This is a genomic window from Bradyrhizobium sp. AS23.2, assembly GCF_001908185.1.
Classification (GTDB): domain Bacteria; phylum Pseudomonadota; class Alphaproteobacteria; order Rhizobiales; family Xanthobacteraceae; genus Bradyrhizobium.
Genome location: NZ_LGHM01000041.1, coordinates 27860 through 54852, shown reverse-complemented (window position 1 = coordinate 54852; position 26993 = coordinate 27860). Strand labels below are relative to the sequence as shown.

Annotated in this window: 28 protein-coding genes and 2 pseudogenes; 13 read left to right on the top strand and 17 right to left on the bottom strand. The window is 64.2% G+C overall.

All coding sequences use genetic code 11. The features are described 5' to 3' along the window. Window positions 1–108: 108 nt before the first annotated feature. The 5 genes and pseudogenes from AC630_RS09210 to AC630_RS09190 all read right to left on the bottom strand — a co-directional run bounded on the left by AC630_RS09210 (window position 109) and on the right by AC630_RS09190 (window position 5014). A complete protein-coding gene (locus tag AC630_RS09210; protein WP_074118148.1) occupies window positions 109–1188 on the bottom strand; it encodes an IS630 family transposase in 1080 nt (359 codons plus the stop codon). Between the two features lie 117 nt (window positions 1189–1305). Beyond that, window positions 1306–1638: a PRC-barrel domain-containing protein gene (locus tag AC630_RS09205; protein WP_074118147.1), complete on the bottom strand. Its 333-nt coding sequence runs from the start codon at window positions 1636–1638 to the stop codon at window positions 1306–1308. A 179-nt stretch (window positions 1639–1817) separates the two neighbouring features. Beyond that, window positions 1818–2762, bottom strand: coding sequence for a putative bifunctional diguanylate cyclase/phosphodiesterase (locus AC630_RS09200; protein WP_074118146.1), 945 nt, complete (start codon window positions 2760–2762; stop codon window positions 1818–1820). Beyond that, window positions 2734–4041: pseudogene (locus AC630_RS09195) on the bottom strand (MASE3 domain-containing protein); the annotation flags it as partial. The gene AC630_RS09200 and the pseudogene AC630_RS09195, both read right to left, overlap by 29 nt. Before the next feature lie 187 nt (window positions 4042–4228). Next, on the bottom strand, window positions 4229–5014 hold the full coding sequence (locus tag AC630_RS09190; RefSeq protein WP_074118144.1) for an IclR family transcriptional regulator domain-containing protein: 786 nt from the start codon (window positions 5012–5014) through the stop codon (window positions 4229–4231). Between the two features lie 331 nt (window positions 5015–5345). Between AC630_RS09190 and AC630_RS09185 the strand changes: the two genes are divergently transcribed. The 3 genes from AC630_RS09185 to AC630_RS09175 all read left to right on the top strand — a co-directional run bounded on the left by AC630_RS09185 (window position 5346) and on the right by AC630_RS09175 (window position 8972). Next, window positions 5346–6704, top strand: a complete 1359-nt coding sequence (locus tag AC630_RS09185; RefSeq protein ID WP_074118143.1) for an aromatic ring-hydroxylating dioxygenase subunit alpha — start codon at window positions 5346–5348, stop codon at window positions 6702–6704. Between the two features lie 193 nt (window positions 6705–6897). After that, entirely contained in the window at window positions 6898–8334 is a 1437-nt protein-coding gene (locus AC630_RS09180) for a glutamine synthetase family protein (RefSeq protein WP_074118163.1), read from the top strand. A 299-nt stretch (window positions 8335–8633) separates the two neighbouring features. Then, entirely contained in the window at window positions 8634–8972 is a 339-nt protein-coding gene (locus AC630_RS09175; protein ID WP_074118142.1) for a hypothetical protein, read from the top strand. Window positions 8973–9089: 117 nt separating this feature from the next. Here AC630_RS09175 and AC630_RS09170 read toward each other — a convergent pair whose 3' ends face one another. The 9 genes from AC630_RS09170 to AC630_RS09135 all read right to left on the bottom strand — a co-directional run bounded on the left by AC630_RS09170 (window position 9090) and on the right by AC630_RS09135 (window position 15108). Beyond that, a complete protein-coding gene (locus AC630_RS09170; RefSeq protein ID WP_074118161.1) occupies window positions 9090–9818 on the bottom strand; it encodes an ABC transporter ATP-binding protein in 729 nt (242 codons plus the stop codon). Further along, on the bottom strand, window positions 9811–10575 hold the full coding sequence (locus tag AC630_RS09165) for an ABC transporter ATP-binding protein (protein WP_074118162.1): 765 nt from the start codon (window positions 10573–10575) through the stop codon (window positions 9811–9813). The genes AC630_RS09170 and AC630_RS09165 overlap by 8 nt, the downstream gene beginning before the upstream one ends. Then, window positions 10568–11512 carry a branched-chain amino acid ABC transporter permease gene (locus tag AC630_RS09160; RefSeq protein WP_074118141.1) on the bottom strand — a complete coding sequence of 315 codons (945 nt, stop codon included), beginning with the start codon at window positions 11510–11512 and terminating at the stop codon, window positions 10568–10570. Before AC630_RS09160 ends, AC630_RS09165 begins: the two co-directional genes overlap by 8 nt. Continuing rightward, the gene (locus tag AC630_RS09155) at window positions 11509–12426 is read right to left on the bottom strand and encodes a branched-chain amino acid ABC transporter permease (RefSeq protein WP_074118140.1); all 918 of its coding nucleotides are present in this window, start codon (window positions 12424–12426) and stop codon (window positions 11509–11511) included. Before AC630_RS09155 ends, AC630_RS09160 begins: the two co-directional genes overlap by 4 nt. A gap of 305 nt (window positions 12427–12731) precedes the next feature. Continuing rightward, window positions 12732–12950, bottom strand: coding sequence for a hypothetical protein (locus AC630_RS09150; RefSeq protein ID WP_074118139.1), 219 nt, complete (start codon window positions 12948–12950; stop codon window positions 12732–12734). A gap of 1 nt (window position 12951) precedes the next feature. Beyond that, window positions 12952–13608 (bottom strand): acyl-homoserine-lactone synthase, encoded by a 657-nt coding sequence (locus AC630_RS09145; protein WP_074118138.1) that lies wholly within the window; start codon window positions 13606–13608, stop codon window positions 12952–12954. A gap of 84 nt (window positions 13609–13692) precedes the next feature. After that, entirely contained in the window at window positions 13693–14421 is a 729-nt protein-coding gene (locus AC630_RS09140; protein WP_074118137.1) for a helix-turn-helix transcriptional regulator, read from the bottom strand. A 128-nt stretch (window positions 14422–14549) separates the two neighbouring features. Continuing rightward, a complete protein-coding gene (locus AC630_RS45325; RefSeq protein ID WP_167561160.1) occupies window positions 14550–14816 on the bottom strand; it encodes a hypothetical protein in 267 nt (88 codons plus the stop codon). 79 nt (window positions 14817–14895) lie between these two features. Next, window positions 14896–15108, bottom strand: a complete 213-nt coding sequence (locus AC630_RS09135) for a hypothetical protein (RefSeq protein WP_074118160.1) — start codon at window positions 15106–15108, stop codon at window positions 14896–14898. Between the two features lie 164 nt (window positions 15109–15272). Here AC630_RS09135 and AC630_RS09130 point away from each other — a divergent pair, with 164 nt between their 5' ends. The 9 genes and pseudogenes from AC630_RS09130 to AC630_RS09095 form a co-directional block, all read left to right on the top strand. Then, entirely contained in the window at window positions 15273–16106 is an 834-nt protein-coding gene (locus tag AC630_RS09130) for a LysR substrate-binding domain-containing protein (protein WP_245330316.1), read from the top strand. A gap of 132 nt (window positions 16107–16238) precedes the next feature. Beyond that, the gene (locus AC630_RS09125; RefSeq protein WP_074118136.1) at window positions 16239–17117 is read left to right on the top strand and encodes a shikimate dehydrogenase; all 879 of its coding nucleotides are present in this window, start codon (window positions 16239–16241) and stop codon (window positions 17115–17117) included. A 57-nt stretch (window positions 17118–17174) separates the two neighbouring features. After that, entirely contained in the window at window positions 17175–18305 is a 1131-nt protein-coding gene (locus tag AC630_RS09120) for an ABC transporter substrate-binding protein (RefSeq protein WP_074118135.1), read from the top strand. Between the two features lie 196 nt (window positions 18306–18501). Continuing rightward, a complete protein-coding gene (locus tag AC630_RS09115; protein ID WP_074118134.1) occupies window positions 18502–19377 on the top strand; it encodes a branched-chain amino acid ABC transporter permease in 876 nt (291 codons plus the stop codon). Next, the gene (locus AC630_RS09110; protein ID WP_074118133.1) at window positions 19374–20372 is read left to right on the top strand and encodes a branched-chain amino acid ABC transporter permease; all 999 of its coding nucleotides are present in this window, start codon (window positions 19374–19376) and stop codon (window positions 20370–20372) included. The genes AC630_RS09115 and AC630_RS09110 overlap by 4 nt, the downstream gene beginning before the upstream one ends. Next, the gene (locus AC630_RS09105) at window positions 20369–21112 is read left to right on the top strand and encodes an ABC transporter ATP-binding protein (protein WP_074118132.1); all 744 of its coding nucleotides are present in this window, start codon (window positions 20369–20371) and stop codon (window positions 21110–21112) included. Before AC630_RS09110 ends, AC630_RS09105 begins: the two co-directional genes overlap by 4 nt. 140 nt (window positions 21113–21252) lie before the next feature. Further along, window positions 21253–21990: an ABC transporter ATP-binding protein gene (locus AC630_RS09100; protein ID WP_074118131.1), complete on the top strand. Its 738-nt coding sequence runs from the start codon at window positions 21253–21255 to the stop codon at window positions 21988–21990. Then, the gene (locus AC630_RS45320; protein WP_167561162.1) at window positions 21987–22124 is read left to right on the top strand and encodes a hypothetical protein; all 138 of its coding nucleotides are present in this window, start codon (window positions 21987–21989) and stop codon (window positions 22122–22124) included. Before AC630_RS09100 ends, AC630_RS45320 begins: the two co-directional genes overlap by 4 nt. Then, a pseudogene (locus tag AC630_RS09095) lies at window positions 22115–22330 on the top strand (3-keto-5-aminohexanoate cleavage protein); the annotation flags it as partial. The gene AC630_RS45320 and the pseudogene AC630_RS09095, both read left to right, overlap by 10 nt. Window positions 22331–22484: 154 nt before the next feature. Here AC630_RS09095 and AC630_RS09090 read toward each other — a convergent pair. After that, complete coding sequence (locus AC630_RS09090; RefSeq protein ID WP_074118130.1) at window positions 22485–23657, bottom strand: ABC transporter substrate-binding protein; 1173 nt, start codon at window positions 23655–23657, stop codon at window positions 22485–22487. A 300-nt stretch (window positions 23658–23957) separates the two neighbouring features. Between AC630_RS09090 and AC630_RS09085 the strand changes: the two genes are divergently transcribed. Then, entirely contained in the window at window positions 23958–25223 is a 1266-nt protein-coding gene (locus tag AC630_RS09085; protein WP_074118129.1) for an NAD(P)/FAD-dependent oxidoreductase, read from the top strand. Window positions 25224–25373: 150 nt separating this feature from the next. Here AC630_RS09085 and AC630_RS09080 read toward each other — a convergent pair whose 3' ends face one another. Both AC630_RS09080 and AC630_RS09075 read right to left on the bottom strand, forming a co-directional pair. Continuing rightward, window positions 25374–26585: an ABC transporter substrate-binding protein gene (locus AC630_RS09080; protein ID WP_074118128.1), complete on the bottom strand. Its 1212-nt coding sequence runs from the start codon at window positions 26583–26585 to the stop codon at window positions 25374–25376. Window positions 26586–26660: 75 nt separating this feature from the next. After that, a complete protein-coding gene (locus AC630_RS09075) occupies window positions 26661–26984 on the bottom strand; it encodes a 2Fe-2S iron-sulfur cluster-binding protein (protein ID WP_074118127.1) in 324 nt (107 codons plus the stop codon). Between the last annotated feature and the right edge of the window lie 9 nt (window positions 26985–26993).

The window sequence follows — 26993 nt, the reverse complement described above, 5'->3', positions numbered from 1 at the left end:
TACTCAGCAGCTCCGCTAGAGCGTTTTCGAGCGAAGTGGACACCGGTTCGCGTAAAGAAAACGCGTCAAAACAATAATCTAGTGTCCTGAACCAAAAGTCCGTTGGCTTTAGTTGGCGGGCGAATTGTAGGTGGAGAAGCGTTCGATCGAGCTAAGAATGTCGTCGGCTGATTTGGTCCATCGGAAGGGCCTCGGATCAGCGTTGTGATGTTCGATGAATGACACGATCTCGGCACGTAGCGCCGCCACACTTCGATAGATGCCGCGCCTGATTTTGCGCTCGGTGATGAGTGCAAAGAAGCGTTCGACCTGATTGAGCCAGGATGAACTTGTTGGCGTCATGTGAACGTGCCAGCGCGGTCTCTTGGCCAGCCAGTTGCGGATCAGCGGCGCCTTGTGGGTCGCGTAGTTGTCCATCACGAGATGAACGTCCAGATCGTCTGGAACAGCGGCTTCGATCTCATCGAGAAACTTACGGAACTCTTTGGCGCGATGGCGCCCGTAACACTTGCCGATAACCCGGCCAGTCGCGACGTCGAGGGCGGCAAACAGCGATGTGGTACCGTGACGCTTGTAGTCATGACTGCGGCGTGCCGGTTGGCCGGGCCGCATGGGAAACATGGGTTGGCTGCGGTCCAGCGCCTGGATTTGCGACTTCTCGTCAACGCACAACACGATGGCGCGCTCAGGCGGGGCCACGTAGAGGCCGACGACGTCGCGAACCTTGGCGACAAAGTCGGGGTCGGTTGAGAGCTTGAAGGTCTCCAACCGATGTGGCTGCAGGCCGAAGGCGCGCCATATCCGCTGTACCGTCGAGACTGACAGTCCACTGGCCCGCGCCATGCTGCGCGAGCTCCAGTGGGTGGCGTCGGAGGGCTTCGTCTCCAGGGTGCGGACGATCATCGCCGCGATCTGGGCATCCTCGACAGTGCGCGGCGTCCCCGACCGCGGTTCATCCCGAAGCCCGTCAAGCCGATGTTCGGCGAAGCGCCGACGCCACTTGCCGACCGTATCGGGGTCGATACCCAGGCTGGCCGCCACGATCTTGCTCTGCTCGCCTTCAGCACAGGCCAGGATGATCCGAGCCCGCAGCGCCAAACCCTGCGCTGTGCTTCGGCGTGAGGCCAGCGACCTCAACTCGGTGAGCTCAATCTCATTCAGTTCCAGCGGAGCAAAGCGTCGGCCCATAGCCAATCCTCCCCAAAGTGAGGAGATTCCGCCATCATCGAGTCATTCTGGAGTCCGCTGAACTTCAGATTCAGGACACTAGAGCCCCGTTCCGATTCCATCGGAACGGATATGGCTCTAGACCGTCCAGTAGTGCGGATGCGGATAGGACCGCGAGCGGTCGCCCCAGTCGAAGGCATCGCCGTCGAACTCGCAGGGGCCGCTGCGCAGGTCGTCCTCGATCAATTCGACCCTGAACGCCTGCTGCGCCGGATCATAGCGCAGCGCGCTCCACTGGACCGGATAATGATGGTGGGTGCCGAGCAGCCCGCCGGTCTTGATCACTGCATAGGCGACCGTGCCGCTCACCTTGTCGAGCATCAGTCGCTCGATCGTGCCGAGCTTCATGCCGTCGCGCCCGAAGACGGCGACGTGCTCCACGCGATCACTGGGAACCATGGTGTGCTGCATGGCTGCCTCCCGGGTCTCTGGTGTTGCGCGATATTATAGCGGCGTAGGGTGGGATTGCGAAGCGTAACCCACCACGTCGCGTTGGCAAATTCCGCTATCGCTGTTGGCCTGGTGGGTCATGCCTTGCAGTTTCGGTCGTGGCACGCGCCGAGATCGTGGGGCGCCAACCCATCTTGGGATCACGCGGATCGAGCGTTCAGCTCCGTCCGCTCCATGCCCGGCACGGCCGGCGCTGCCCCTGCGTTCGCAATGAGCTGCAACCGTCGCAGCGAGGCGGCGTTGCCGCGAAGCTGGGCGGCCATCTCCTCGGCGGGCATCGGCCGGCCGAGGAGATAACCCTGCACGGAGTCGCAGCCGAGGCGTCTCAGATGCGCCAGCTGAATCTCGGTCTCGACGCCTTCGGCGAGCACCTCGAGCCCGAGCGCCTTGCCGAGATTGACGACCACGGCACAGATCTCCATGCCCTTGGCATGATCGGGAATATCGCGGACGAAACTCTGGTCCACCTTCAGCTTGTCGACCGGAAAGCGCTTCAGATAGGCGAGCGACGAGTAGCCGGTACCGAAATCGTCGATCGCGAGCTTGACGCCGAGTTCCTTCAGCGCGGCGAGCGTGGCTTCGACATCGGTGCCCTGTGCCATCAGGCTGCTCTCGGTGATCTCGAGCTCCAGCGCCTGCGGCTCGAGACCGGTTTCCGCCAGCACGCCGGCGATCGTCCTGGCGACGTCCGGACGCTGGAACTGCTGCGACGACAGGTTCACCGCCATGATGTCGAGCGCGAGGCCTTGGGCGCGCCACTCCTTCATTTGACGGCAGGCCTCGCGCAGCGCCCATTCACCGAGCGCGATGCTGAAGCCGGTGTCCTCGGCGACCTTGATGAATGCCCCCGCCGGAATCACGCCTTCGCCCGGTGGCGCCCAGCGCAGCAGCGCCTCGACACCGTTGAGGCGACCGTCGGTCGCGTTCACCAGCGGCTGGTAGTACAGCAGGAACTCGTTGCGCTCGAGGCCGCGACGCAGGCGGCTTTCCAGGCTGACACGCCTGTTCGCGGCCTCGGTCAGCGCGGGGGGTGTAGAAACGGAACACGCCGCGGCCCGCGGCCTTGGCCTCGTAGAGCGCGGCATCGGCATTGCGGACGAGCTGGTCGACAGTGCCGCCGTCGCGGGGAAAGCGGCAGATGCCGATGCTGGTGCCGATGTAGATCTCCTGGCCGCCGCTGAGCACGAAGACCGACACCAGCGCATCGATCAGGCCCTGCGCGAGCTCGGAAATGGCGACATCGTCGAGCAGGCCGGGCGTCAGCACCACGAACTCGTCGCCGCCCACGCGCCCGAGCAGCGCCTCCGGCGACAATCCGAGCTGGAGCCGCTCGGCCACGAGGCGCAACAGCTCGTCGCCTGCCGCGTGCCCGAGACTGTCATTGACGTTCTTGAAGGCGTCGAGATCGAGCAGCAACAGCGAGCCCTGGGGACCGGCAGCGTCATTTAGCAGTGCTGCGAGCCGCATCTCGATCATGCGACGGTTGGGCAATCGCGTCAGCGAATCGTGATGCGCGAGATAGGCAAGCTCGCCCCTGCTGCGCGTCAACGCCCGCTGCGGCGCCACCACGCCGGCGACGAACAGCGCGCGGTAGAGCATGGCATAGGCGACCGCCTTGTAGACGTGCCCGAGCAGGTTCAGGAGGTCGCCGGGGGCGACGTAGAGCGTCAGCATGAGCTCGGCAAGCCCGAGCACGCAGGAGCCCGCAGCAAGATAGCAGAGGTTGGCATTCCGCCAGCTCTTGCGCCGGCGCAGCAGCAGCAGCGCCGCGAGGAAATAGGTTCCCGCCAGGCCACACTCGGCGCTGATCTTGAAGGCGGTCAGGCTGCCGTTCGACGTGACGTTCCGCGGCAGCAGGTCGCCATGGGCGAGGCTGATCCACCACACCAGTGCGCTGCCCGCGAGCGCAACCACCACGGCAGCCACGGCAGTATTCGGCGACCAGCTACGCGCTGGCAGAAGCGCAACAGCGATGAGCGCCAGCGCAGCGAACGCACGGCCGGCAAGCCAGAACTCGATCGTCAACTGCGGCCCGCTCTCGCCCAGCGCCGACGGCATGCCGGGATAGGTCATGGCGTGAGCGAAATCGATCACCGCCACGGCAAGGAAGGCCGCGGAGAGCAGCACGATGTGACTGTTGAGCTTCTCCCCGCGCAGATTCCAGCCGAGTCCGAACACCATCAGCGACACCGCCATGGCGGTGAATTCGAGCGCAGTGTGCACCGGCAGGTAGGACAGCGGCGTGAAGAAATGCACGACCGGCAAGAGCGGTGCGGCAAGAAGCAACGCCGTGAGAGCCGCGACCACGAACGCCAGGTGACGGATCTGCGGTTCGATCGCTCCACCGGTGTCTCGAGAGATCATGGGATACAATCAGCGGCTGTTGCGTGGCAATGCGGAAATAGGATGAATTCAACCACTCAATCGTGCCCATGAAGCCGTTAAGAAAGCCGGAACGCATCATACGCCACGCAACTGGCGTTAATGGTTCTTTGACGCCAGCGGAGGCACGCGACGTCGCGACACGCGACGTGCGCTACGGAATTACCACCTACAGCAATTGAGAGCACACCGACCCGGCGCCTTCACGCAGCAACGGCAGGAAGCGGTCGATCATCTCAGCCGTCGGCACACGGTCGACATGGGCGCCCATGTTGATGGCGGCGACGATGGTGTCGTCGTAGCGGCGCACCGGAACGGAGATGGAGCGGAAATGCGGCTCGGCCTCGCGGTCGACCAGCGAGTAACCCTGTGCGCGGTCGGCGATGATACTTTCGAGCAGCGATTTCGGATCGGTCACCGTGCGCGGCGTCAGCGCCTCGCGGCGCATCGCTTTCAATCGCGCGCGCAGTTCGACATCGTCGAGCTGGCCGAGCATGGCGCGGCCGACCGAGGTGCAGAAGGCCGGGAGGCGATAGCCAATCTCCAATCCGCCCGTGAACACCCGCGCGGGGCCGCCGCGCGCGATGAACACGACATCATCGCCGTCGAGCACCGCGAGCGAGGAGATTTCCTGCGCGGCGGTTGCGATGCGATCGAGCACGGGTTGAAGCACGGCGACGAGCTGGCTCGATCGCAAATACGACGCCGCGAGCGTCAGCACATGTGGCGTCAGCGAGAACAGCTTGCCGTCGCCGCTGACGAAGCCGCCACGCTGGAGCGTGAACAGCATGCGCCGGGCGGTGGCGCGCGGCAGATCGGCGGCACGGGCAAGGTCACTTAGCGTCATCGGGCCCGCCGTCGCGCCAAAGCACTGAAGCAGGCGCAGGCCGCGATCAAGGCTCTCGACGAAATCCGTCGCGCGCTCGTCGGTCTCGCTCCGCTTCAGCTTGGGCATGGTCCTCGGGACAATCCTGCAAAATAGTGCTTGCTGCCGGTCCAAGGCATGTCATAATTCGCCCATTCGTTCAATAGGCGAACAAAACGCTTTGGGTAGTTTCGGTTAGGTTAGCCGGTCTCACGCTCCCTCGCCCCGCTTGCGGGGAGAGGGTGGGGTGAGGGGGAGTCTCCACAGGGACGGTGATGATTGCCCTCGCGGAGAGTCCCCCTCACCCGGATCGCATCTTTCGATGCGATCCGGCCTCTCCCCACACGCGGGGCGAGGCGAAGAAAAACGTGCTCCGCTGACCTGATCGACAACGATCCTCATCAAGAAGGACGCGACCGCCATGATGAGCCAGGAGCAGAACGACCTGATCACCCGCACCGGTCCGAAGGACCCCTGCGGCAAGCTGATGCGGAGCTATTGGCAGCCGGCGGCGCTGGTCGATGAGCTCGAGGGCGAGCGGCCGATCCGTCCCGTCAGGCTGCTTGGCGAGAACCTGGTGCTGTTCCGCGACGAGACTGGACGCTACGGCCTGATCGATCGCCACTGCGCGCATCGCGGCGCCGACCTCGCCTTCGGACGGCTCGAGCATGGCGGCCTGCGCTGCGCCTTCCACGGCTGGCTGTTCGACGCGACAGGCCAATGCATCGAGACGCCGGCCGAGCCGAAGGACTCGAAGCTCTGCCAGAACATCAGGCAGCGTTCCTATCCCGTGGTGGAGAAGAGCGGCATCCTCTGGGCCTATCTCGGCGAGGGTGAGCCGCCGGCGTTCCCGGAGATCGACTGCTTTGTCGCGCCGGGGACGCACACTTTTGCGTTCAAGGGCCACATGGCCTGCAACTGGCTCCAGGCGCTCGAAGTCGGCATCGATCCCGCGCACGCCTCCTACCTGCATCGCTTCTTCGAGGACGAGGACACTTCGACCGCTTACGGCAAGCAATTCCGCGGCGCCTCCGCCGGCTCGGATCTGCCGATGACGAAGATCCTGCGCGAATACGACCGCCCGATCATCAATGTCGAGCACACCGAATACGGCCTGCGGCTGATCGCACTGCGCGAGATCGACGAAGAGCGCACCCATGTGCGCGTCACCAACCAGCTCTTTCCGCACGGCTTCGTCATCCCCATGAGCACGGAGATGACCATCACGCAGTGGCACGTGCCGGTCGACGACGAGAACTGCTACTGGTACGCGATTTTCACCAGCTACACGAACCCGGTCGACAAGAAGAAGATGCGCGACCAGCGGCTCGAGCTCTATGAGCTGCCGGACTACAAATCGCGCAAGAACAAGACCAACGATTACGGCTTCGATCCGCACGAGCAGCAGACGGCGACCTATACCGGCATGGGCAACGACATCAATGTCCACGACCAGTGGGCGGTGGAGTCGATGGGCGCGATCCAGGACCGCACCAAAGAGCACCTCGGCCAGAGCGACAAGGCGATCGTGCAGTATCGCCGCCTGCTGCGGCAGGAGATCGAGAAGGTCGCCGGCGGCGAGAAGCCGATGCTGTTTTTGGACGAAGCCAACGCGCGCAGCATCCAGGGACCGGCGACCATGGACGGCATCGGACCGACCCGGGGCTGGGAAACCTATTGGATGGAAGTCGACGTCAAGCGCCGCCGCGGCGCGCCCTGGACCGCGCCGGTGCCGAAGGATATCGCAGATAACGTGCATCGGCTGACGGCGGCGGAGTGACGGTGCCGCTTCCGGCCAGCCGGGCACGACGAGGGCTCCACAATCTCCGCTGTCATGCCCCGCGAAGGCGGGGCATCCGGTACGCCGCGGCCTCTCGTGGACACACGACCGTCTCTGGAATACTGGATCGTCCGCCTTCGCGGACGATGACAGCGTGGGTTATGCTCTCGACGAGCAGCAAGGAGCCATCATAGTGACTTTCGTCGCGCGTCATGCGCTGTGGTCGGATGAGCAGAAGGACGCGGCGACGCGCATGCGCCGCATCGTCGAGGAGAAGAACCTCGAGGTCATCCGCCTCGGCTTCCCGGACCAGCACGGCATCCTGCGCGGCAAGACCATCATCGCCTCCGAGGCGATCGCCTCGCTCGAAAGCGGCTGCTCCATCACCACCACCATGCTCGCCAAGGACACCTCGCACCGCACGGTGTTTCCGGTGTTCACATCAGGCGGCGGGTTCGGCATGAAGGAGATGGAGGGCGCGGCCGACGTGTTGATGGTCGCCGATCCAACCACGTTCCGCGTGCTGCCCTGGGCGCCGACGACGGGCTGGGTGCTGTGCGACCTCTATTTCAACGACGGCCGCCCCGTGCCCTTCGCGACGCGCGGGCTCTATCGCAAGGTGCTCAATGATCTCAGCAGCCGCGGCCACGATTTCGTCGCGGGCCTCGAGGTCGAGTTCCACATCTTCAGGCTCGATGACCCACATATGCGCGCGGAAGACGCCGGCCAGCCCGGCACGCCGCCCTCGGTGAGCCTGCTCAGCCACGGCTATCAATACCTCACCGAGCAACGTTTCGATCAGATGGAGCCGGTGCTGGAGATCCTGCGCCGCGACATCGTCGCGCTTGGGTTGCCCTTGCGCTCGGTCGAGGTCGAGTTCGGCCCCAGCCAGTGCGAATTCACCTTCCAGCCGAAGAAGGGCCTGGAGCCTGCCGACAACATGGTGCTGTTCCGATCCGCGGTGAAGCAGATCGCGCGACGTCACGGCTACCACGCCACCTTCATGTGCCGGCCGAAGCTTGCGAATTTGTTCGCGAGCGGCTGGCACCTGCACCAGTCGATCGTCTCGCGCGCGAGCGGCGAGAATCTGTTCATGGCGAAGGAGAACGGCCAGCCGCTCAGCGAATTTGGCCGCGCCTATCTCGCCGGCCTGCTCGACCACGCCCGCGCATCGACCGTGTTCACCACGCCGACCATCAACGGCTACAAGCGCTACCGCTCCTATTCGCTGGCGCCTGATCGCGCGATCTGGGGCCGCGACAATCGCGGCGTGATGATCCGCGTGCTGGGCGGGGCCAGCGACACCGCGACGCGCCTGGAAAACCGCGTCGGCGAGCCCGCCGCCAATCCCTACCTCTACATGGCCTCGCAAATTCTGTCGGGCCTCGACGGCGTTGACCGCAAGCTCGATCCCGGTCCTTCCGCCGACACGCCTTACGAGACCAAGGCGCCGCTGTTGCCGAAATCGCTGCGGGAAGCCGTCAGCGCGCTGAAGGACGATCCGTTCTTCCGCGAGAAGCTAGGTGCCGAGTTCGTCGACTACTACACCCACATCAAGAACGCCGAGATCGACCGTTTCCTGGCCGAAGTGACCGACTGGGAGCATCGCGAATACTTCGAGGTGTTTTGAGGCAGATATGCCTCACGCCCCCGTGAGGCGACTTCATCCGATCTATTCCGACGACATGTTGGAGCCGGCCGACGAAGCCATTTTCCTCACGCCGCGAAAATCGCCGGAAAGACACCCGGCCCATTATGCCACGCCATGATGAACAATGGAGTTCGGTCATGTGGGGTCAATTATTCAGCCTGATCTATCGTCTGTCCTGCCGGGCCACGCTGATCAGCATCGGCACGCACCACCTGGCAAGGTAGCGGCCAACCAGCGCCAATTGGGTAAGGTGGATTGACCAGATAAGGCGTGCTCCCATGCGCAAGTTGATTGTGATTGCCGCGATGTCGCTGCTCGCAACACAGGCCTCTGCCGGAGGCTCGCGGAGCCTCAGCTTGGCGGCAACAAATGCAAGCCAGCAAGCGACCGAGCCCCCGGCCGCGACGGCAACAGTCGCGCCGCCGGCAAATGCCCAGACGGCCACCACCACTCCCGCTTCAACCCCGCCGGCCGCAGCGTCGCAAACCGCGACGGCTCCTGCTGTAACGCCGGCGCCGGTTGCCGGCACGGGCGAAGTGGCCAAGCCGAAGCGCCGTCAGCCGTCAACCGAGGCTCGCGTGATCCGCGAACTGCACCGTCACGGGATCTATTGGTAAGAACGGAAGGCCCTCTTCCGTCATTGCGAGCGCAGCGAAGCAATCCAGACTGCCGCCTCGGAAAGATTCTGGATTGCTTCGCTGCGCTCGCAATGACGAAGCTGATGGAGCGGGACCTCAAATCCCGAGATATTTGTGCTGCAGGTCCGGCTCTGCCATGAGCTCGTCCGACGTGCCGCTCCACACCGTCTTGCCGCGCTCGATGATATAGTGGCGGTCGCAGATGCGGGCGAGGTGGTCGACGTTCTTGTCGACGACCAGGATCGACTGCCCCCGGCTCTTCAGCAGCGACAGGCAGTGCCAGATCTCTTCGCGGATCAGCGGCGCCAGCCCCTCGGTCGCCTCATCCAGGATCAGGAGCTTTGGGTTGGTCATCAGCGCACGGCCGATCGCCAGCATCTGCTGCTCGCCGCCGGAAAGCTGGTTGCCCATGTTGGACGCGCGCTCGGCGAGGCGCGGAAACATGACGTAGATGGCGGCAAGCGTCCAGGGATTGCTGCTGCCGAAGCGGTCGGCCGCGGCCGCGACCAGGTTTTCGCGCACGGTGAGGTTCGGGAAGATCTGGCGGCCTTCGGGCACGAGGCCAACGCCGAGCTTCGCGATCCGGTAGGACGGAAGCTGCCTGACCTCGACGCCCGCAAAGCGGATCGCACCGGCACGCGCCGGCGTCAGGCCCATGATGGAGCGGATGGTGGTGGTCTTGCCCATGCCGTTGCGGCCCATCAGCGAGACCATCTCGCCCGCCTTGATCGACAGAGACAGGCCGAACAGCACCTGGGAGAGGCCATAGCAGGTCTCGATGCCGTCGACGTCGAGCAGCGTGTCAGCCATCACCTTGTCAGACATGGCGCACCACATGCTGCTCGCCGAGATAGGCGCGCTTGACCTCCTCGTTCGCCCGGATCGCGGCCGGCTCGCCCGAGGCGATGACGCGGCCATAGACCAGCACCGAGATGCGGTCGGCTAGCGCGAACACCGCGGGCATATCGTGCTCGACCAGAACGATCGAGACTTCTTTCCGCAGCTCCTGGAGCAGCTTCACCATGCGCTGTGACTCGGTGACGCCGAGGCCCGCCATCGGCTCGTCGAGCAGCAACAGCTTCGGCTTGCTCGCGAGCGCGACCGCGAGCTCCAGCTCACGCCGTTCGCCATGGCTGAGCTTGCTCACCACGACGTCGGCGCGGTGCAACAGGCCGACGCGGTCGAGCGCGGCATGCGCGGCATCGCGCAGGCCCCTCTCCTTGCGCGCGTTGGCGAAGAAGCGGAACGACGTGCCGGCATGGGCCTGCGCCGCCAGAGCCACGTTGTCGGCGGCGGTGAAATCGAGCAGCAGTGAGGTGATCTGGAACGAGCGGGCGAGGCCCAGCGCGCAGCGGCGATAGGCCGGCAGGTAAGTGATGTCTCGGCCGCCGAGCGAGACGCTGCCGGAATGGGGCTCGAGATGCCCGGTGAGCTGGCTGATCAGCGTGGTCTTGCCGGCGCCGTTCGGCCCGATGATGGCGTGCAGCTCGCCGCTCGCAACGTCCAGCGACACGTTGTCCGTCGCGGTGATGCCGCCGAAGCGGCGCACCAGCTTTTCGACGCGGAGCAGGGGTTCAGCCACGGCCAACCCTCCCGAGCAGGCCCATGATGCCGCCGCGGCCGAACAGCACGATCAGCAGCAGGAGCGGGCCCATGATCAGCGCCCAGTATTCGGTGATCTGCGACAGGAACTCTTCCAGCAGCAGATAGACGACTGCGCCCATCACCGGGCCGAACAGCGTTCCCATGCCGCCGAGGATCACCATCACCATGAGGTCGCCGGAACGGGTCCAGTACATCACGGCGGGACTGACGAAATCGGTGTTGTTGGCGAGCAGCGCGCCGGCGAGGCCGCACATGGTGCCTGAGATGACGAAGCAAGCGAGCTGGTAGCGCTTGGCGGGGAAACCAATCGCCTGCATCCGCTGTTCGTTGGAGCGCAGCCCCTGCACGACGAGACCGAAGCGCGAGTTGGCGATGCGCCAGATCACGAAGATCACGCCGAGGAGGCAGACGAGGCAGAGATAATAGAACTGCGTGCGGTTCGACAGGTTGATCAGCCCGGAGAAGTCGCTGCGCTTGTACACCGTGAGGCCGTCATCGCCGCCGTAACGCGCAAGGCCTGAGGCAACGTAATAGGCCATCTGTGCGAAGGCGAGCGTGATCATGATGAAATAGACGCCGCGGGTGCGCAAACTGAGCGCGCCGATCACGAGCGCGTAAGCCGCCGAAGCGGCCAGCGCGACCGGAAACTGGATGAAGCCGGAGCCGACGCCTTCCTGCGCGAGAATACCGACCGCATAGCCGCCGATGCCGAGATAGGCGGCGTGGCCGAAGCTCATCATGCCGCCATAGCCCATGATGAGGTTGAGGCTTGCGGCCGCCAGCGCCAGGATGACGATGCGGGTGAACAGCGTCAGGATGAAGATGTTGCCGGAGAGCTGGGAATAGAGCGGCAGCAGCACGAGGCCCGCCAGCATCAGGGCCGTGACGGCCTTGCTCGCGCCCAAACCCTTCATCGACGGCTGGCCGGAAACAGCCCCTCCGGCCGCACCACCAGCACGATCGCCATCAGGAGATAGATCAGCATCGAGGACAGCGCGGGCGCGGCGGTGGAGGCGGCAGTCGAGCTCAGCACCTGCCGCAACAGGTTGGGCAGGAAGGCGCGGCCGAGCGTATCGATCATGCCGACGAAGATCGCGGCGAGGAACGCGCCGCGGATCGAACCGATGCCGCCGATCACGATGATGACGAAAGCGAGGATCAGGATGTTCTCGCCCATGCCGATCTGCACGGTGAGGATCGGCGCCTGCATCAGCCCGGCGAGACCCGCGAGCGCAGCGCCAAGACCGAACACCAGCGTGTAGAGCAGCTTGATGTTGATGCCGAGCGCACCGATCATCTCGCGGTTGGAGGCGCCGGCCCGGATCAGCATGCCGACGCGGGTGCGCATCACGCCGAGATAAAGCAGGAGCGCCACCAGCAGCGCGACGACGATGATGGCGAGGCGATAGGCGGGATAGTGAATGCCGGGCAGGATCGGCACCGGCACCGTGAGCCAGGCCGGCAGCGGCAGCGCAAGACCTGCAGGGCCCCAGATCAGCCGCACGGCTTCATTGAAGAACAGGATCAGGCCGAAGGTCGCGAGCACGTGGTCGAGATGGTCTCGCCCATAGAGATGCCGCAGCGCACTCATCTCGAGCACGATGCCGAGCACGAGCGTCGCGCCGAGCGCCAGCAGCGCGCCGAGCAGGAAGCTGCCGGTCCAGGCCGCGAAGGTCGCCGCAAAATAGGCGCCCATCATGTAGAGCGAGCCATGCGCGAGGTTGACGAGATCCATGATCCCGAACACCAGCGTCAGGCCAGCGGCGAGCAGGAACAGGAGCAGGCCGAACTGCAATCCGTTCAAGAACTGTTCGACGACGAGCAGCATCAAAACTCTTTCAGGCGCACGCAGCGTCGCGCCGATGTTCGAACACGGTCGCCATCAGTGAAAGAGCTCCCCCCCGCCTCTTCAAGGCAGAAAAATGGGTAATGGCAGTATCGTTCCGAGGCAAGAGCGATTTGGTGCCAAACATGCACTTTGTTGCATCCAGGTCCATGCGGTCGAAATCCGCCTAGCAAGAAGGCCGCCGCGCGAATGGGGCAACCTGCCGCACCCAAACGAGTACCCTCCTCCCGGTGAGCCGAGAAGAGGGCGCGAACGTCGTCGGGATGAGAGAGAAAAGGAGGGCGCGCCTAGTGCGATGTCATCCGCCGGGGAGGATCATCCGGTTCGGCGAGCCCGCTGCTTGCGGTCGAGGCCTCCAGCGCGGCCATCCGGAACAGGTAGGCGAGCGTCGCCAATCCGGAGTCTTCCGCCATCTGCGCCAGCTCGAGCGCCATGTCGGACATGTAGCCGAGATTTTCGTCCTTGGTCTGCGCCATTGTCTGGCTGTCTCGCATCATGTTCGACATTTCAGGCGATCTTTCGTTGCGCGGCGAAGCCGCAGAGGTTGGCACGGGCGACGGCGTCCAAACGTGGGCCGTCCTGGCGCACGACCGAAGTCATGCCAATGCGATTGTGCAGGGCAGCGAGCGTCTCCTGTCGAATGTCGATGGTCGCCGCCATGGTGCAGGCGTTCTCCACCAGCGCCGGCAGACCAAGCGGTGTCACGACGAAGCCGGCTTCATGGAAGCGCGGCAACCACCATGTTTCCATGATCGCGCTGACCTGCGCGATGCCTTGGCCGAGGCAGAACTCCTGGACCGCCGCCATCAATTGCAGATTGAGAGCGCCGGCGCGGCGATCGCGTACGACGAAATAGCGCGACCATTCCCAGACCAGCGGATCCGCGGGGCAACCGCGAACCGCAGCCAGATGCGGGAAGACCTCGCTCATCATCGAGGGTTTGGTCGTCGGGTAGAGCCTGTGACCGCCAATGACGCGGCGCCCCTCCAGCGCGAGCAGATAGACAGCGTCTTCGTTGTCATAGGAGTCGATCTCGCGGCAATCCGGCTTGCGCAGCGCCTCCCAGCGCCGTTCCTCGACAAAGATGTCGTGACGCAGCCGGAAATGCTGCTCGAGCACGTCTTGGTACAGGTGGCGATTTACCGCAGAAATTGCGTGAATCATGGACTCCACCCCATTCGACCTTAATGGGGGAAGCCTCCGCGAAAAGAGGAACGTTCGATATTGGGAAATTTCCCAGTGTGTCGCTCAGGGACTGATGATCTTGTGGCGAATCGCCAGCGCAACAGCATGCGTACGGTTGACGGCGCCGAGCTTGCGCGCCGCGGTTGCAAGATGCTCCTCGGCGGTACGCTGCGTGATGTGCAGGATCTCGCCGATTTCCCAGGCCGACTTGCCTTGCGAGGCCCAGGCGATCACCTCGCGCTCGCGCGGCGTGAGGCGTGTCGACTGATCGGGCGCCGGGTCGAGCAGACGGCGAATGTGGTCGAAGCCATACATCGCCATCAAATGCAGCGCCGGCTTGCTGCGAGGATTGAGGTCGAGATGGACACCGCCGAGCGACACCGCGGCCTCGTAACCGGTAAGCCCGTGGATCGGGACGGTGAAGCCGCGCGACATGCGAAAATCGGTGGCGCGGTTCATCACCTCGGCCGCACTCGGCTCGAGTTCGGCATCATAGGGCGCTTCCGACCACTCGAACGGATTGACGGATTGCCGGCACAGCCGCACCACCGGATCGAAGCGATCGTAGTTGTTTTCGGTGTAGAGGCTGAACCATCCCGCCGGCCAGCGCTTGGCGAGGACCATCTGTGCAAACTGCTGGTCGGGATTCGGCAATCCCGTTACGATGATGGTTTCGAAGCCGAAGCGACCAAAGGCTGCTTCGAGCGCATCCATGGCATCTGGAACCTTGCGATAGGTCCCCAGACCTTCGATGAAGTCGAGCGCCTCCCGGCCATAATCTACGGCGGACATCGGTGCGTTTCCTGACCCTTGTCGTCAGGTATAGCATGGCTTTGGGGACTGCCTCAATTCGCCGTTCCCGTAGTTTCCCGGTATTCCCCGTGCGCCGAAGATTTAATCTACTTGTGGAGGAAATTGGATCAAGATGCACCTGACGGCGCCCAAAGCGGAGAGCCACGATGGAAGACGAGAACATCGCCCTCAATAGTGTGCTCGGCCTGGAGCTCAACCGCGTTTTTTTTCGCCGTGCGCGAAACGGCAAACAAGCAGAAAATCATCGAATTCGCGCGCGACGTGCTGGAAAGCGAGCGCACGAAGCCAGCCGACACCGCCTCGCCGGAGGGACCGGCGAGCTGAGCCACGTTGTTGCAGCAATTGCGCGTCAGCGACACGAGCCGCTTCTGCATGCCGTTTCACCATTCGCATGTGGCGGCATAGTTGAATTGATCTGATCGTGATCCTCAACCGCCTCGCTGTTGGCGCCGTCTAGCCCAGCGATCTGCTTCTGAGATCGATCAGGGTGCGCCGCCCAACGGACGTCAGTTCATCCAGAGCGGTGACGCCCGAGCGGGCCGCGTCCAACAGCCGTGCGGCAATGAGCTTCCTGCTCTCATGATCGCCGCCATGTCTGATATCTTTGAAGGCCGCATCGAGTGCGGCATCCAACACGGTTTGCACGCGACCTTCGAACTCGCTCATCTCGTCCTCCCCATCCGGCAGGGCATCCGCCGCGGCATCATGAGCCACGGCGGCGCGGTCGTATGTACAGAAGTGAACGCAGCGATCCGGAAACCGGATACGACGACGATCAATTTTCGGGAGACAGAGATCAGCGCGCTCGCGGAACCCTGGCAACGGGCCGCATGGCGGCAACGAAACTCGAATTCCGCGGCATCCGCTTCTTCCATCGCCAGAACGGCCGCTACTTTCCGACGCCGGAAGCCGAGAACATCTTTGAGCAGATCAACGGCGTCTACAAGAAGGTCGACGATCTCTCCGAGATCATCTCCAAGATCGGCCGCGGCGGACTATCGGAATTGCGCATCGGCTCGGTGCCGAGCATCGCGCAGGTGATGGTGCCGCGTGCGATCGAGCGCGTCCGGCGCCGCTATCCCGATCTCGGCATCGACATCAACATCCTCAAGCTCGAGGAAGCCATCGACTATCTCATGCTCGGCCGCGGCGAGTGCGTCGCGATGAGCTACCGGCTCGAGCATTCCGGCCTCGACTTCATGCCGCTCGCCTCCGGCGAGCTCTATTGCATCGTGCCGCCCGGCCACGAGCTTGCCGGGCGCAAGCAGGTCTCTGCCGCCGAGATCACCCGCTATCCGCTGATCGGCATCGACCCGAACGACCCCTATGGACGGATCATCGCCGAGATCTTCGCGCGCAACCGGCTCGACTACAACATCACCATCCGCGCGCGCTTCGGCACCACGGTCTGCGCGCTGGTGAAGGCGGGCCTCGGGATCGCCATCATCGACCAGTTCACGGTGGCGCATGGCGGCTACCCTGGGATCGAGCTCTTGAAGATCACCGAGCCGACGCGGTTCGACACCTATATCGCGGTGAAGCGCGGCGCGCCGCTGTCGCTTCACGTCGAGCATTTCATCGAATCCCTGCACGCCGAGATGCGTGCAGTCGAGCCGTCCCGCGGCAACGGCAAGGTGCCTGCGGGACGCGGGCGGAAGAAATAACATGATGTTAGGTTTGCCGGACCAAAGGGTAATTGTGTTAGGCAGCGGAAAGGCTATCGTCGCACTTGGAATTGCGCGGTTTTCCCCGCTAATGGCCAGGACCGAACGCTCCGAACAAGACGATAGTGAATCATGTCGAAGCGCGGATACACCGCCAGCAGGAAGCTCCTCACAGGCCTGATCGGCGCGCCGATCGCGCATTCCGCTTCCCCCGCCATGCATGAGCGCGCCGCCGATGCCCTCGGCCTGCGCGGCCACTACCAGCTCATCGAGGTCGCCGGCGCCGATGCGACCGGGCTCAGCCTGATGCTCGAGGGCGTGCGGCGGCTCGGCTTTGCCGGCGTCAACGTCACCTACCCCTACAAGGAAGCGGTGGTCCCGCTGCTCGACGAGCTTGCGCCGGGTGCGGCTGCGATGGGCGCGGTCAACACCGTCGTCGTCAGGGACGGCCGCCTGACCGGCCACAACACCGATACGACCGGCTTTGTGCGCGCGGTGGCACCGCTGCTGACGCCGACCGGGAACGCCGTGGCCGTGATCGGCGCCGGCGGCGTCGGCAAGGCAATCGCGTTTGCGCTGGCGAGCCTTGAGGTTTCCGACATCCGCATTTTTGATAGTGAGCCGGCGCGTGCCGAGACGCTCGTCTCCCTGCTTGCCCCGCGGGGCGGCGTGAGGGTCGCCGCAAGCGTCGAGGATGCGCTCCAGGGCGCAACCGGACTCGTTAACGGCACGCCGGTCGGCATGCTGCCGAACCGGGGCATGCCGGTTACGGCCACGCTGCTGCATGACAAATTGTGGGTCGCGGATGCCGTTTATTCGCCGCTGATCACGCCGCTGCTCGCTGCAGCGCAGGAACGCGGCGCGCGGATCATGACCGGACGGGAGCTGGCGATCTATCAGGCCGCGGACGCCTTCGAGCTGTTCACGGGCCTTGCCCCATCGACCGAAGTCATGGGAGAGGCTTTCGACGAGGTGATGGCGGCGCGAAGTTCGACCTATCACGCAGCGTAACCGAAGCGGCCGGACACAAGGCCGCGGACAACATCAACGGAAATGGGAGGAGAGTCCATGAAATCGACCCTGCTGGCGGGCGCCGTGCTTGCCTTCGCGACTGCAACCAGCGCGCACGCACAAGCGATCAAGCTCGCCGACGTCGCCGAGCTTTCCGGCGGCGGCGCCACCGTCGGGACGAACTGGAAGAACGGCATCGACCTCGCGATCGAGGAGATCAACGCCAAGGGCGGCGTGCTCGGCCGCAAGCTCGAAGTGACCCACGCCGACTCGCAGTCGAACCCCGGCGTGGCGCGCGCGCAGGTGCAGAAGGCGCTCGACGCCGAGCCCTATGTACTGCTCGGACCCGGCTATTCCGGTTCGGTCAAGGTGACCGCGCCGCTCGCGGCAGAGGCCGGCATCACGCAGATCATGGGCGGCGAAGCCGCCGAGCTGACGCAAGCCGGAAACAAATTCCTATTCCGCACGTCCTTCGGCCAGCAATCCTCGATGCCGAAGGTCGCCAAATACATCCACGACGACATGAAGGCGAAATCGGTCGCAGTGGTCTGGGTCAACAATGATTTCGGCCGCGGCGGCCGCGATGTCGTCGTCAAGGAGCTCGACCGCCTCGGCTCCAAGGTCGTCGCCGATCTCTCGACCGAAGCCGGCCAGGCCGACTTCGCCGCCGACGTCGGCAAGATCAAGGCTGCCAATCCCGACGCAGTGTTCGTCTATCTCAACGAGGAAGAGAGCGCCCGCATCCTGAAGGAGCTGAAGCGCCAGGGCGTCGCCGCGCCGCTGATGGGTGAGACCACGCTGATCGGCCAGAAGGTGATCGAGCTCGCGGGCGACGCCGCCAATGGCGCGCGCGGCCATGTCGGGCTCACCACGGACGCCCCGGTCGACCTGGTCAAGGGGTTCCGTGAACGCTTCTCCAAGAAGTACAACTATGTGCCTGATCACAACGGCCTGAAGGGCTATCTCGCCGTCTACATGGTGAAGGCCACCACCGAGAAGATGGGCAAGGTCGATTCCAAGGCGTTCGCCGACGCGCTGCACGGCCTCACCATCAAGGCCGCGGACGAGCCGGGCATCCTGATGGACGTCACCTTCGATCAGAACGGCGACATCGATCGCCAGAGCTTCCTGGTCGAGGTGGTCGAAGGCAAGCAGGTCGTGAAGCAGGTGCTGCCAAAGGTGAAGTGAGATTCTGCCCTTCTCCCTCGCCCCGCTCTTCGCGGGGAGAGGGTTGGGGTGAGGGGCTGCTTCCGCAAAGACGGTGAGAGATGAGCTCGCGGAGCGAGCCCCTCACCCCACCCTCTCCCCGTAAGGACGGGGAGAGGGAGCGATAGGCCTGAATTCGCGTCGAGTTCACCCGGGCTCTAACGATCAAAGAGAACCCATGTCCAATATGTTCGATCTTCTGGTCGCGGGACTTGCCACCGGCGCGATCTACGCGCTGGTCGCGGTCGGCTTCACGCTGCTGTGGCAGACCTCGCAGACCATCAATTTCGCGCAAGGCGAGTTCGTGATGCTGCCCGCGTTCCTGATGCTGGCGGCGATGCATGTCGGCGCGCCGTTCTGGCTCGCGATCATCCTCGGCATCCTGTTGTCGATGATCCTGCTCGGGCTCGCCTTCAAGCTCCTCCTGGTCGATCCGATGATGCGCCATGGCGTGCTGCCGCTGGCGATCGCCACCATGGCGCTCGCGATCGGCATCAAGGAGGCTGTGAAGCAGTTCTTCAGCGCCGAGGCCTCGCCCTTCCCCTCGATCGTGCCGACCGGTGACATCTCCATCCTCGGACATGCCGTCTCGCTGCAAAGCATCGGCGTGCTTGTCGTCGCCATCCTCGCCGTGGTCGGCCTGACCACGCTGCTGAACCGCACTTCGCTCGGCCACCAGATGCAGGCGGCAGCGCAGAACCCGACGGTGGCGCGCATCATCGGCGTGCCGGTCGAGCGCATGATTCTCCTGACCTTCCTGATCAACGCCTTCCTGGTTGCGCTCGCCTCGCTGCTGATCACGCCGATCTATCTGGCAAAATTCTCCTCCGGCGAGGTGCTTGGCCAAGCCGCCTTCATCGCCGCGATCGTCGGCGGCTTCAACCAGGTCCGCGGCGCGATCGCGGGCGGCCTCTTGATCGGCGTGCTCGACAATCTCGCCGCGAGCTACGTCTCCACCCAATATCGCGCGGCGGTGCCGCTGATCTTCCTGATCGTTGTAATCCTGTTCCGGCCGCAAGGACTGCTCGGCCGCGCCGAGGAGCGCACGGTATGAGCGGCTTTGGCAAACCCCTGAAGATCGCGCTCGGCCTTGCCGTCATCGCGGCGCTGATCATCGTTCCCATGAACTTCAACCGCTACGGCCTGTTCATCCTGAGCCAGTGGGCGGTCATGACCATCGCCGCGATGGGACTGAACCTCACGCTCGGCTATGCCGGCCAGGTGTCGCTGGCGCAAGGAGCCTTCGTTGGCATCGGCGCTTATGCCGCCGCTATCACGACCACCCACGGCTGGCCGCTGCCGGCCGCGATCGTGGTCGCGATCGTCCTGAGCTTCATGGTCGGCTGGGTGCTCGGCTACCCCGCGCTGCGCGTGCAGCATCACTATCTCGCCTTCGTCACACTCGCCTTCTCCACCCTCGCCTTCCTCGTGTTCCGCAACGAGAGCTGGCTCACCGGCGGCATCTACGGCATCTCCAATATTCCGCGCCCGCACGTCTTTGGGCTGGCGACCAACAAGCCTCTGCCGTTCTACTATGTCTGCCTCGGCTCGCTCGCGATCGTCTCCCTGACGGTCTGGTGGCTGATCCGCTCGCCCTGGGGCCGCGCCTTCATGGCGCTGCGCGAAAACCCCTTGCGCGCACAATCGCTCGGCATCGACACCCGGCGCTACACGCTGATGGCCTTCGCGATCGGCTCGGCGCTCGGCGGCGTCGCCGGGGCGCTCTATGCGCCACTGACGCAATATATCGATCCCGTGCCGTTCAACCTGTCGCTCTCGCTCGACCTCCTGATGATGGTGATCGTCGGCGGCGCGGGTTTCTATTTCGGCCCCTTCATAGGGGCGATGATCGCGGTGCTGCTGCCCGAATGGCTGCGCTTCACCGAGGGCTATTATCTGATGCTCTATGCGATCGCGGTGATGCTGCTCCTGATCTGGTCGCCTACCGGCATTCTGGGAATTCTCGATCGCACCATGGCCGCGCGACGTACCAAGGCGGCCTCCGCTCTGCGCGCCGTCGCGAAATCGCGCATGGAGACGGTGCAATGAGTGCGGTGCTCGAAGTCACCAACATCAAGAAGAACTTTGGCGGCATCAGCGCCGTTGACGGCGTTTCCTTCGACGTGCGCGAGGGCGAGATCCTCGGCCTGATCGGCCCGAACGGCTGCGGCAAGTCCACCCTGTTCAACTGCATCCTCGGCCAGCTCACCCCGAGCGGTGGCGAGGTCAAGCTCGACGGCAGGGTCGTCACCGGCCTGCGTCCCGCCGAGCTCAACAAGCTCGGGGTTAGCCGCACGTTCCAGCTCCTGCAGGTGTTTCCAAAACTCTCGGTGCGCGAGAACCTGATTCTCGCAGGCCAGGAGCATCAGGGCAGCATGGCCTCGCGCTTCGTCGGCCGCTCCGATGCCGGGCTGACGGAGGCCGCCAATCAGATGATCGGCTTCTTCAAGCTGGATCATCTCGCCGCCGAGCCGGCCGGCGGTCTCTCCTACGGCCAGCAGAAGTTGCTCGACGCCGCCATGGCCTTCATGGGCGGCCCGCGCCTGGTGCTGCTGGACGAGCCCGCCGGCGGCGTCAACCCGTCGATGCTGTCGGACCTGAAGGAGCGGCTGGTTGCGATCAACCGCGAGAAGAACGCCACCTTCGTCGTGATCGAGCACAACATGGAATTCGTGATGTCGCTGTGCTCGCGTGTGATGGTGATGGCGGAAGGCAAGGTGCTGGCGATGGGACGGCCGGACGAGGTGCGCAAGAACCCCGCCGTGATCGAAGCCTATCTCGGACACTAAAGCGCGATGGAGATTGAGATGAATCGTCATCGCGCTTTGGTTTTATTGTTTGCGCATGATCTCCGCGCAAACGCGTTCCGCGTTTGTTGCGAGGGAAAACCGCTTCACACTTTTCCGGATCATGCTGGAGGGAGCGAGCCATGAGCGACCCGATCCTCTCGGTTCACAATCTCGTCGGCGGTTACGGCAAGATGACGATCTTGAACGGCACGACATTTTCGGTATCGCCGGCGACCATCACCACCATCATCGGCCCGAACGGTGCCGGCAAGTCCACCGTCTTCAAGGCAATCTTCGGCCTGCTCAAGCTGCGCGAAGGCAAGATCAGCTTTGCGAACCGTGACGTCACGAACTTGAGCCAGCGCGCGCTGCTCAATGCCGGCATCTGCTACGTGCCGCAGGGCCGCAACATCTTTCCCGAGCTGTCGGTGCGCCACAACATCGAGCTCGGCGGCGTCGCCGCCGGCAACGGCATCGACCTGCAGAGGCGGATCGAGGCAGCGCTCGACCTGTTTCCCGCGCTCCGCCGCAAGTCGGCTCAGCAGGCATCGACGCTCTCTGGCGGCGAGCAGAAGCAGCTCGAAATCGCCCGCTCGCTGCTGCTCGAACCGAAGCTCGTCCTGATCGACGAACCCTCGATCGGCCTGTCGCCGCTGATGGTGCAGCAGACATTCGACATCCTCAAACGCTTGCGCGACCGCGGCGTCACCATCCTCATGATCGAGCAGAACGCGCGCTCGGCGCTGGAGATCTCCGATTTCGGCATCGTGCTCGAACTCGGCCAGACCCGCATGGTCGACGGCGCGAAGCGCATCCTGAACGATCCACGGATCGGGCAACTCTTCCTCGGCGGCGCCATGGAGGACAACGCAGCGTGAACAAGCGTTCGATCGCAACGGTCTCCCTTTCCGGCGCGCTCGACGAAAAGCCCCGCGCCATCGCGTCAGCCGGCTTCGACGCGGCCGAGATCTTCGAGAACGACCTGTTGTCGTTCGGCGCCAGCCCGAGCTGATGGCGCAGCTTCGCGCCAATCACATCCTCTACGACCGCGAAGGCGACGGCGAGTTCTTCCAGGTCTACACCCACATCTTCGACGAGCGCTTCTTCTTCGAGATCGTCGAGCGGCGGAACTATCAGGGGTTTGGCGTGGCCAATGCCGGAATCACGCTCGCAGCGCAGGCCCGCGAGGTGCAACCCGCGAGCATGCCGCGGGTGTAAGCTCTATCCACGCCGTCATTGCGAGGAGCGAAGCGACGAAGCAATCCAGCGTCTCTCCGCGGAAAGAGTCTGGATTGCTTCGCTTCGCTCGCAATGACGGAGTGGCGGGGTGAGAGCCCTCTCCCCGCTTGCGGGGAGAGGAAGAGGCAACGCCTCACTTCATCGGGCACTTGTCGTGGAAACGATCCTGGTCATTCTCGACGATGGTGGCGACCGTCTTCAGCGCGAGCTGGCCTTCAGCGTCTTTCACCACGTCCTGCAGATAGAAGCTCTGCACCGGGATGTGGTTGTTGCCGAACTTGAAGGCGCCGCGCAGCGACTTGATGTTGGCCTTCTCCATCTCGGCCTTCATCGCGTCCTTTTTGCTGGTATCGCCCTTCACCGCGACAACCGCACTGTTGATGAGCTGCGCCGCGTCATAGGCTTGCGCGCCGTAATAGGTCGGACGCAGGCCGGTGTACTTCTTGCGGTAGTCAGCGACGAAACGCTTGTTCTGCTCGTTGGGCAGGTCGTTCACCCATTCCTGCGCGCCGGGAACGCCGAGTGCGTTCTCCTTCTGCAGCGGCAGCGAGAGCTCGTCGACGGTGAAGGCGGTGTAGAGCGGCATCGTGCTCTTCAGGCCCGCCTGCGCATATTGATTGAGGAACTGCACGCCGGCTGCGCCGGGATAGAACACGAAGATCGACTCCGCGCCCGAGGCGCGCGCCTTGGAGAGTTCGGCGGAGAAGTCGAGCTGGCTCGGCCACACCGTGTATTCCTCGCCCTTGATCTCGCCCTTGAAGGTGCTCTTCACGCCCGCGAGCATGTCCTTACCGGCGGCGTAGTTCGGCCCGATCAGGAAGACGCTCTTGACGCCCTTCTGGTTCATGTAGAGGCCCATGGCGGCCGGCGTCTGGTCGTTCTGCCAGGAGGTTGAGAACACGTAAGGCGAGCAGAGTTCACCCGCGATCTGTGACGGCCCGGCATTGGCCGAGATCAGGAAGGTCTGCGAGTCCACCGCGGTCTTGAGCGAGGCCAGCAGCACGTTCGACCAGATGTAGCCGACGATGAAGTCGACCTTGTCGGACTGCACCAGCTTCTCGGTCTTCTGCTTGCCGACATCGGGCTTCTGGCCGTCGTCCTCGTAGATCACTTCGACCGGCTTACCGTCCATCTTGCGCCCCATGTGATCGAGCGCGAGCTCGAAGGAGTTGCGCATGTCGTTGCCGATCACGGCGGTCGGGCCGCTGAAGGTCGAAACGAAACCGATCTTGATGGTGTCGCCGGCGAATGCCGGGCTCGCCAGCGCGAGCGCAGCCGCGCCCGCCAGCCAGAATGCCGTCCTCATAACCACTCCCCTCCTAATTATTGCTCCCGGAAACGGGGTGATCGCCGCCCCGGGGCCTGTCTCTATTGAACGCAAAATCTGTCGAGCCGCCAATGGCTCAGCGCCTGCCCCTGCACCATATTTCGCCCCAATCGGGGATGGCAAGAAATATAATTCTACTCACTTCGGCGAAGGCTGCGGCGCTTTTTCGCGGGAGATCCATACACCCGGCCTATTCCCCGATTGAAGACGGCTATTGGACCGCGGCACCCGATCCGCACTTAAATGGGGGAGTACAGCAGCGAGATTCGAGGGCGCATCATGACCACGACACCGCATCGCGTCGTCATCGTCGGAGCCGGCTTCGGCGGGCTGGAAACGGCGTACCGCCTCGCGGGCGCACCTGTTACGATCACGCTGATCGACCGCCGCAACCATCATCTGTTTCAGCCGCTGCTCTACCAGGTCGCGACCGCGTCGCTGGCCACCAGCGAGATCGCCTGGCCGATCCGCCACCTCATGCGCGACCGGCGCGAAGTGACGACGCTGTTTGCGACGGTCAGCGGCGTCGATGCGTCGCGCCGCTGCGTGGTGATCGATGACGGCAGCGAAGTGCCATACGACACGCTCGTGCTCGCCACCGGCGCGCGCCATGCCTATTTCGGCCACGACGAATGGGAGCAGTTCGCGCCGGGCCTGAAGACGCTGGAGGACGCGACCACGCTGCGCCGGCACATCCTCGTGGCGTTCGAGCGCGCGGAGCGCGAGACTGATCCGGCAAGGCGCGCGGCGCGGTTGACCTTCGTCATCGTCGGTGCCGGTCCAACCGGCGTCGAGCTCGCCGGCACCATCGCCGAGATGGCGCACCACACCTTGCCCGGCGATTTCCGCAACATCGATACGACCAAAGCGCGCGTGGTGCTGATCGAGGCAGGCCCGCGCGTGCTCGCCGGCTTTCCCGACGAGCTCTCGGCCTATGCGCAGGCCTCGCTGGAGAAGATCGGCGTCGAGGTCGTGCTCGGGCAGGCCGTGACCGACATCGATCGCGAAGGCGTCGTGTTCGGCGGCACGCGGCTCGACGCAAAAACCCGGATCTGGGCCGCGGGCGTGCGCGCCTCGCCCGCCGCAGAGTGGCTGGGGGCACCCGCCGATCGCGCCGGACGTGTGCAGGTCGAAGACGACCTGACAATTCCCGGCCACCCCGAGATCTTTGCGATCGGCGACACCGTCAGCATCAACGCCTGGGACGGCAAGCCGGTGCCCGGCATCGCGCCTGCCGCCAAGCAGCAGGGGCGCCATGTCTCCGATACCATCAAGGCACGGCTGCGCGGCGCACCGACGGGCCCGTTTCGCTACAAGCACGCCGGCAGCCTCGCGCAGATCGGCAAGCGACTCGCCGTGATCGATTTCGGCCGCATCAAGCTGCGCGGCGCGATCGCGTGGTGGATCTGGGGCATCGCCCACATCTACTTCCTGATCGGCCTGCGCCACCGCCTCAGCGTCGCCCTGAGCTGGCTCTGGATCTACGCCCGCGACCAGCGCGCCGCGCGGCTGATCACGCAGGGAAGCAGCAAGGTGGTGGGGTGAGGCTTCTCTCGTGTCCCGGACGCGGCGCGGCATGCCGGGCGATGCGAAGCATCGTCCCGTATGACGCGACGCAGAGCCGGGACCCAGAAGTCGTGGGCCCCGGCTCTGCAGCGCAGCGCTACGCGCTGCACTGCGTCCGGGGCACGAGGCCTACTTCACCAACTCACACCCGCCTTCCGCCATCGGCCGGAACGCCTGGTCCGCGGGGATCGTCGAAACCAGCTTGTAATAGTCGTACGGATATTTCGACTCCTCCGGCTTCTTCACCTCGAACAGATACATCGGGTGCACGACGCGGCCGTCCTGGCGGATCGTGGTGTCGCCGAACAGTCTGTCCTTGCCCCTGAACTTCTTCATCTCCGGCACGGCGTCCTTGGCATTGTCGCTGCCGGTGGCCGCCACTGCGTTGAGATAGGCGAGCGTGGAGGCATAGACGCCGGCCTGGTTGCCGCTCGGCATCTTGCCGTTCATGCCGGGTCGCGCGGCGAAGCGCTTTGCGAAGGCACGGGTGTCGTCGTTCATGTCCCAGTAGAAGGCTTCCATGAGTTGCAGTCCCTGGGCCACCTTGATGCCCATGCCGTGGATGTCGTTGATGAAGAGCAGGAAGGCCACGAGCTTCTGGCCGCCCTGCTGAACACCGAACTCGGCGGCCTGCTTCACCGTGTTGATGGTATCGCCGCCGGCATTGGCAAGGCCAATCACCTGCGCCTTCGAATTCTGGGCCTGCAACAGGAAGGAGGCAAAGTCGGAGGTGCCGAGCGGATGCTTCGATGAGCCGAGCACTTTGCCGCCGTGCCCATCGATGTATTTCTGCGCTTCTGCTTCGATGCCCTTGCCGAGGGCGTAGTCGACCGTGAGGAAATACCAGTCCTTGCCGCCGCGCGACATCATCGCGGCCGCCGTGGTGTTGCCGGTCGCCCAGGTGTCGTTGACCCACTGGATGGTGTTGGGCGAGCAGGCCTTGCCGGTGAGATCGGAGCTTGCCGTGGACGACGCCAGGAAGGTCATGCGGCTGTCGCGCAGCAGCGCGTTGATGGAGAGGCCGACGGCCGAGTTCGGCACGTCGACGATGGCGTCGACACCTTCGACGTCGAGCCATTTGCGCGCGATCGCGTTGCCGACATCGGCCTTGTTCTGGTGGTCGGCGTAGACGATCTCGACCTTGATGTTCTTGCCGCCGCCGTTGAAATCCTCCGCGGCCATGCGCGCGGCCTCGACCGAGCCCATGCCGTTGGTGTCCTGGAAGATGCCGGAGATGTCGTTGAGCACGCCGATGCGCACGACATTGTCGGAAATCTCTGCGCTTGCCGCGCCGCTCATCAGGCTCGCGGCCAGCGCAAGCGTCCACTTCAAGTGTTTCATTGTTCCTTCCCCGTTTGATGTGATGCCGCACCGGTCGTTGCCGGCGCGTCTTTGAAAGTCAGACGCCCTGGCGAGCTAGACCTGCCGTGCCGGCAGTCTCAGCACGAGCCCGTCGAGCGCAGGCGTGATGTTGATCTGGCACGACAACCGGCTGTTCGGCAGCCGCTCGGTCGCGGTGCCGTCGAGCAGCGCGTCCTCGTCGTCGGACATGTCAGGCAGGCGTGCGAGCCAGCTCTCGTCGACATACACGTGGCAGGTCGCACACATGGCGTTGCCGCCGCATTCGGCCAGAATGCCGTCGAGCCCGTGGCGGGTCGCGGCCTGCATGGCGCTCTCGCCGTCGCCGGTCTCGACGCGATCGGACTTGCCGTCGGGATGGATAAAGGTGATGGCGGGCATAGAACTCCT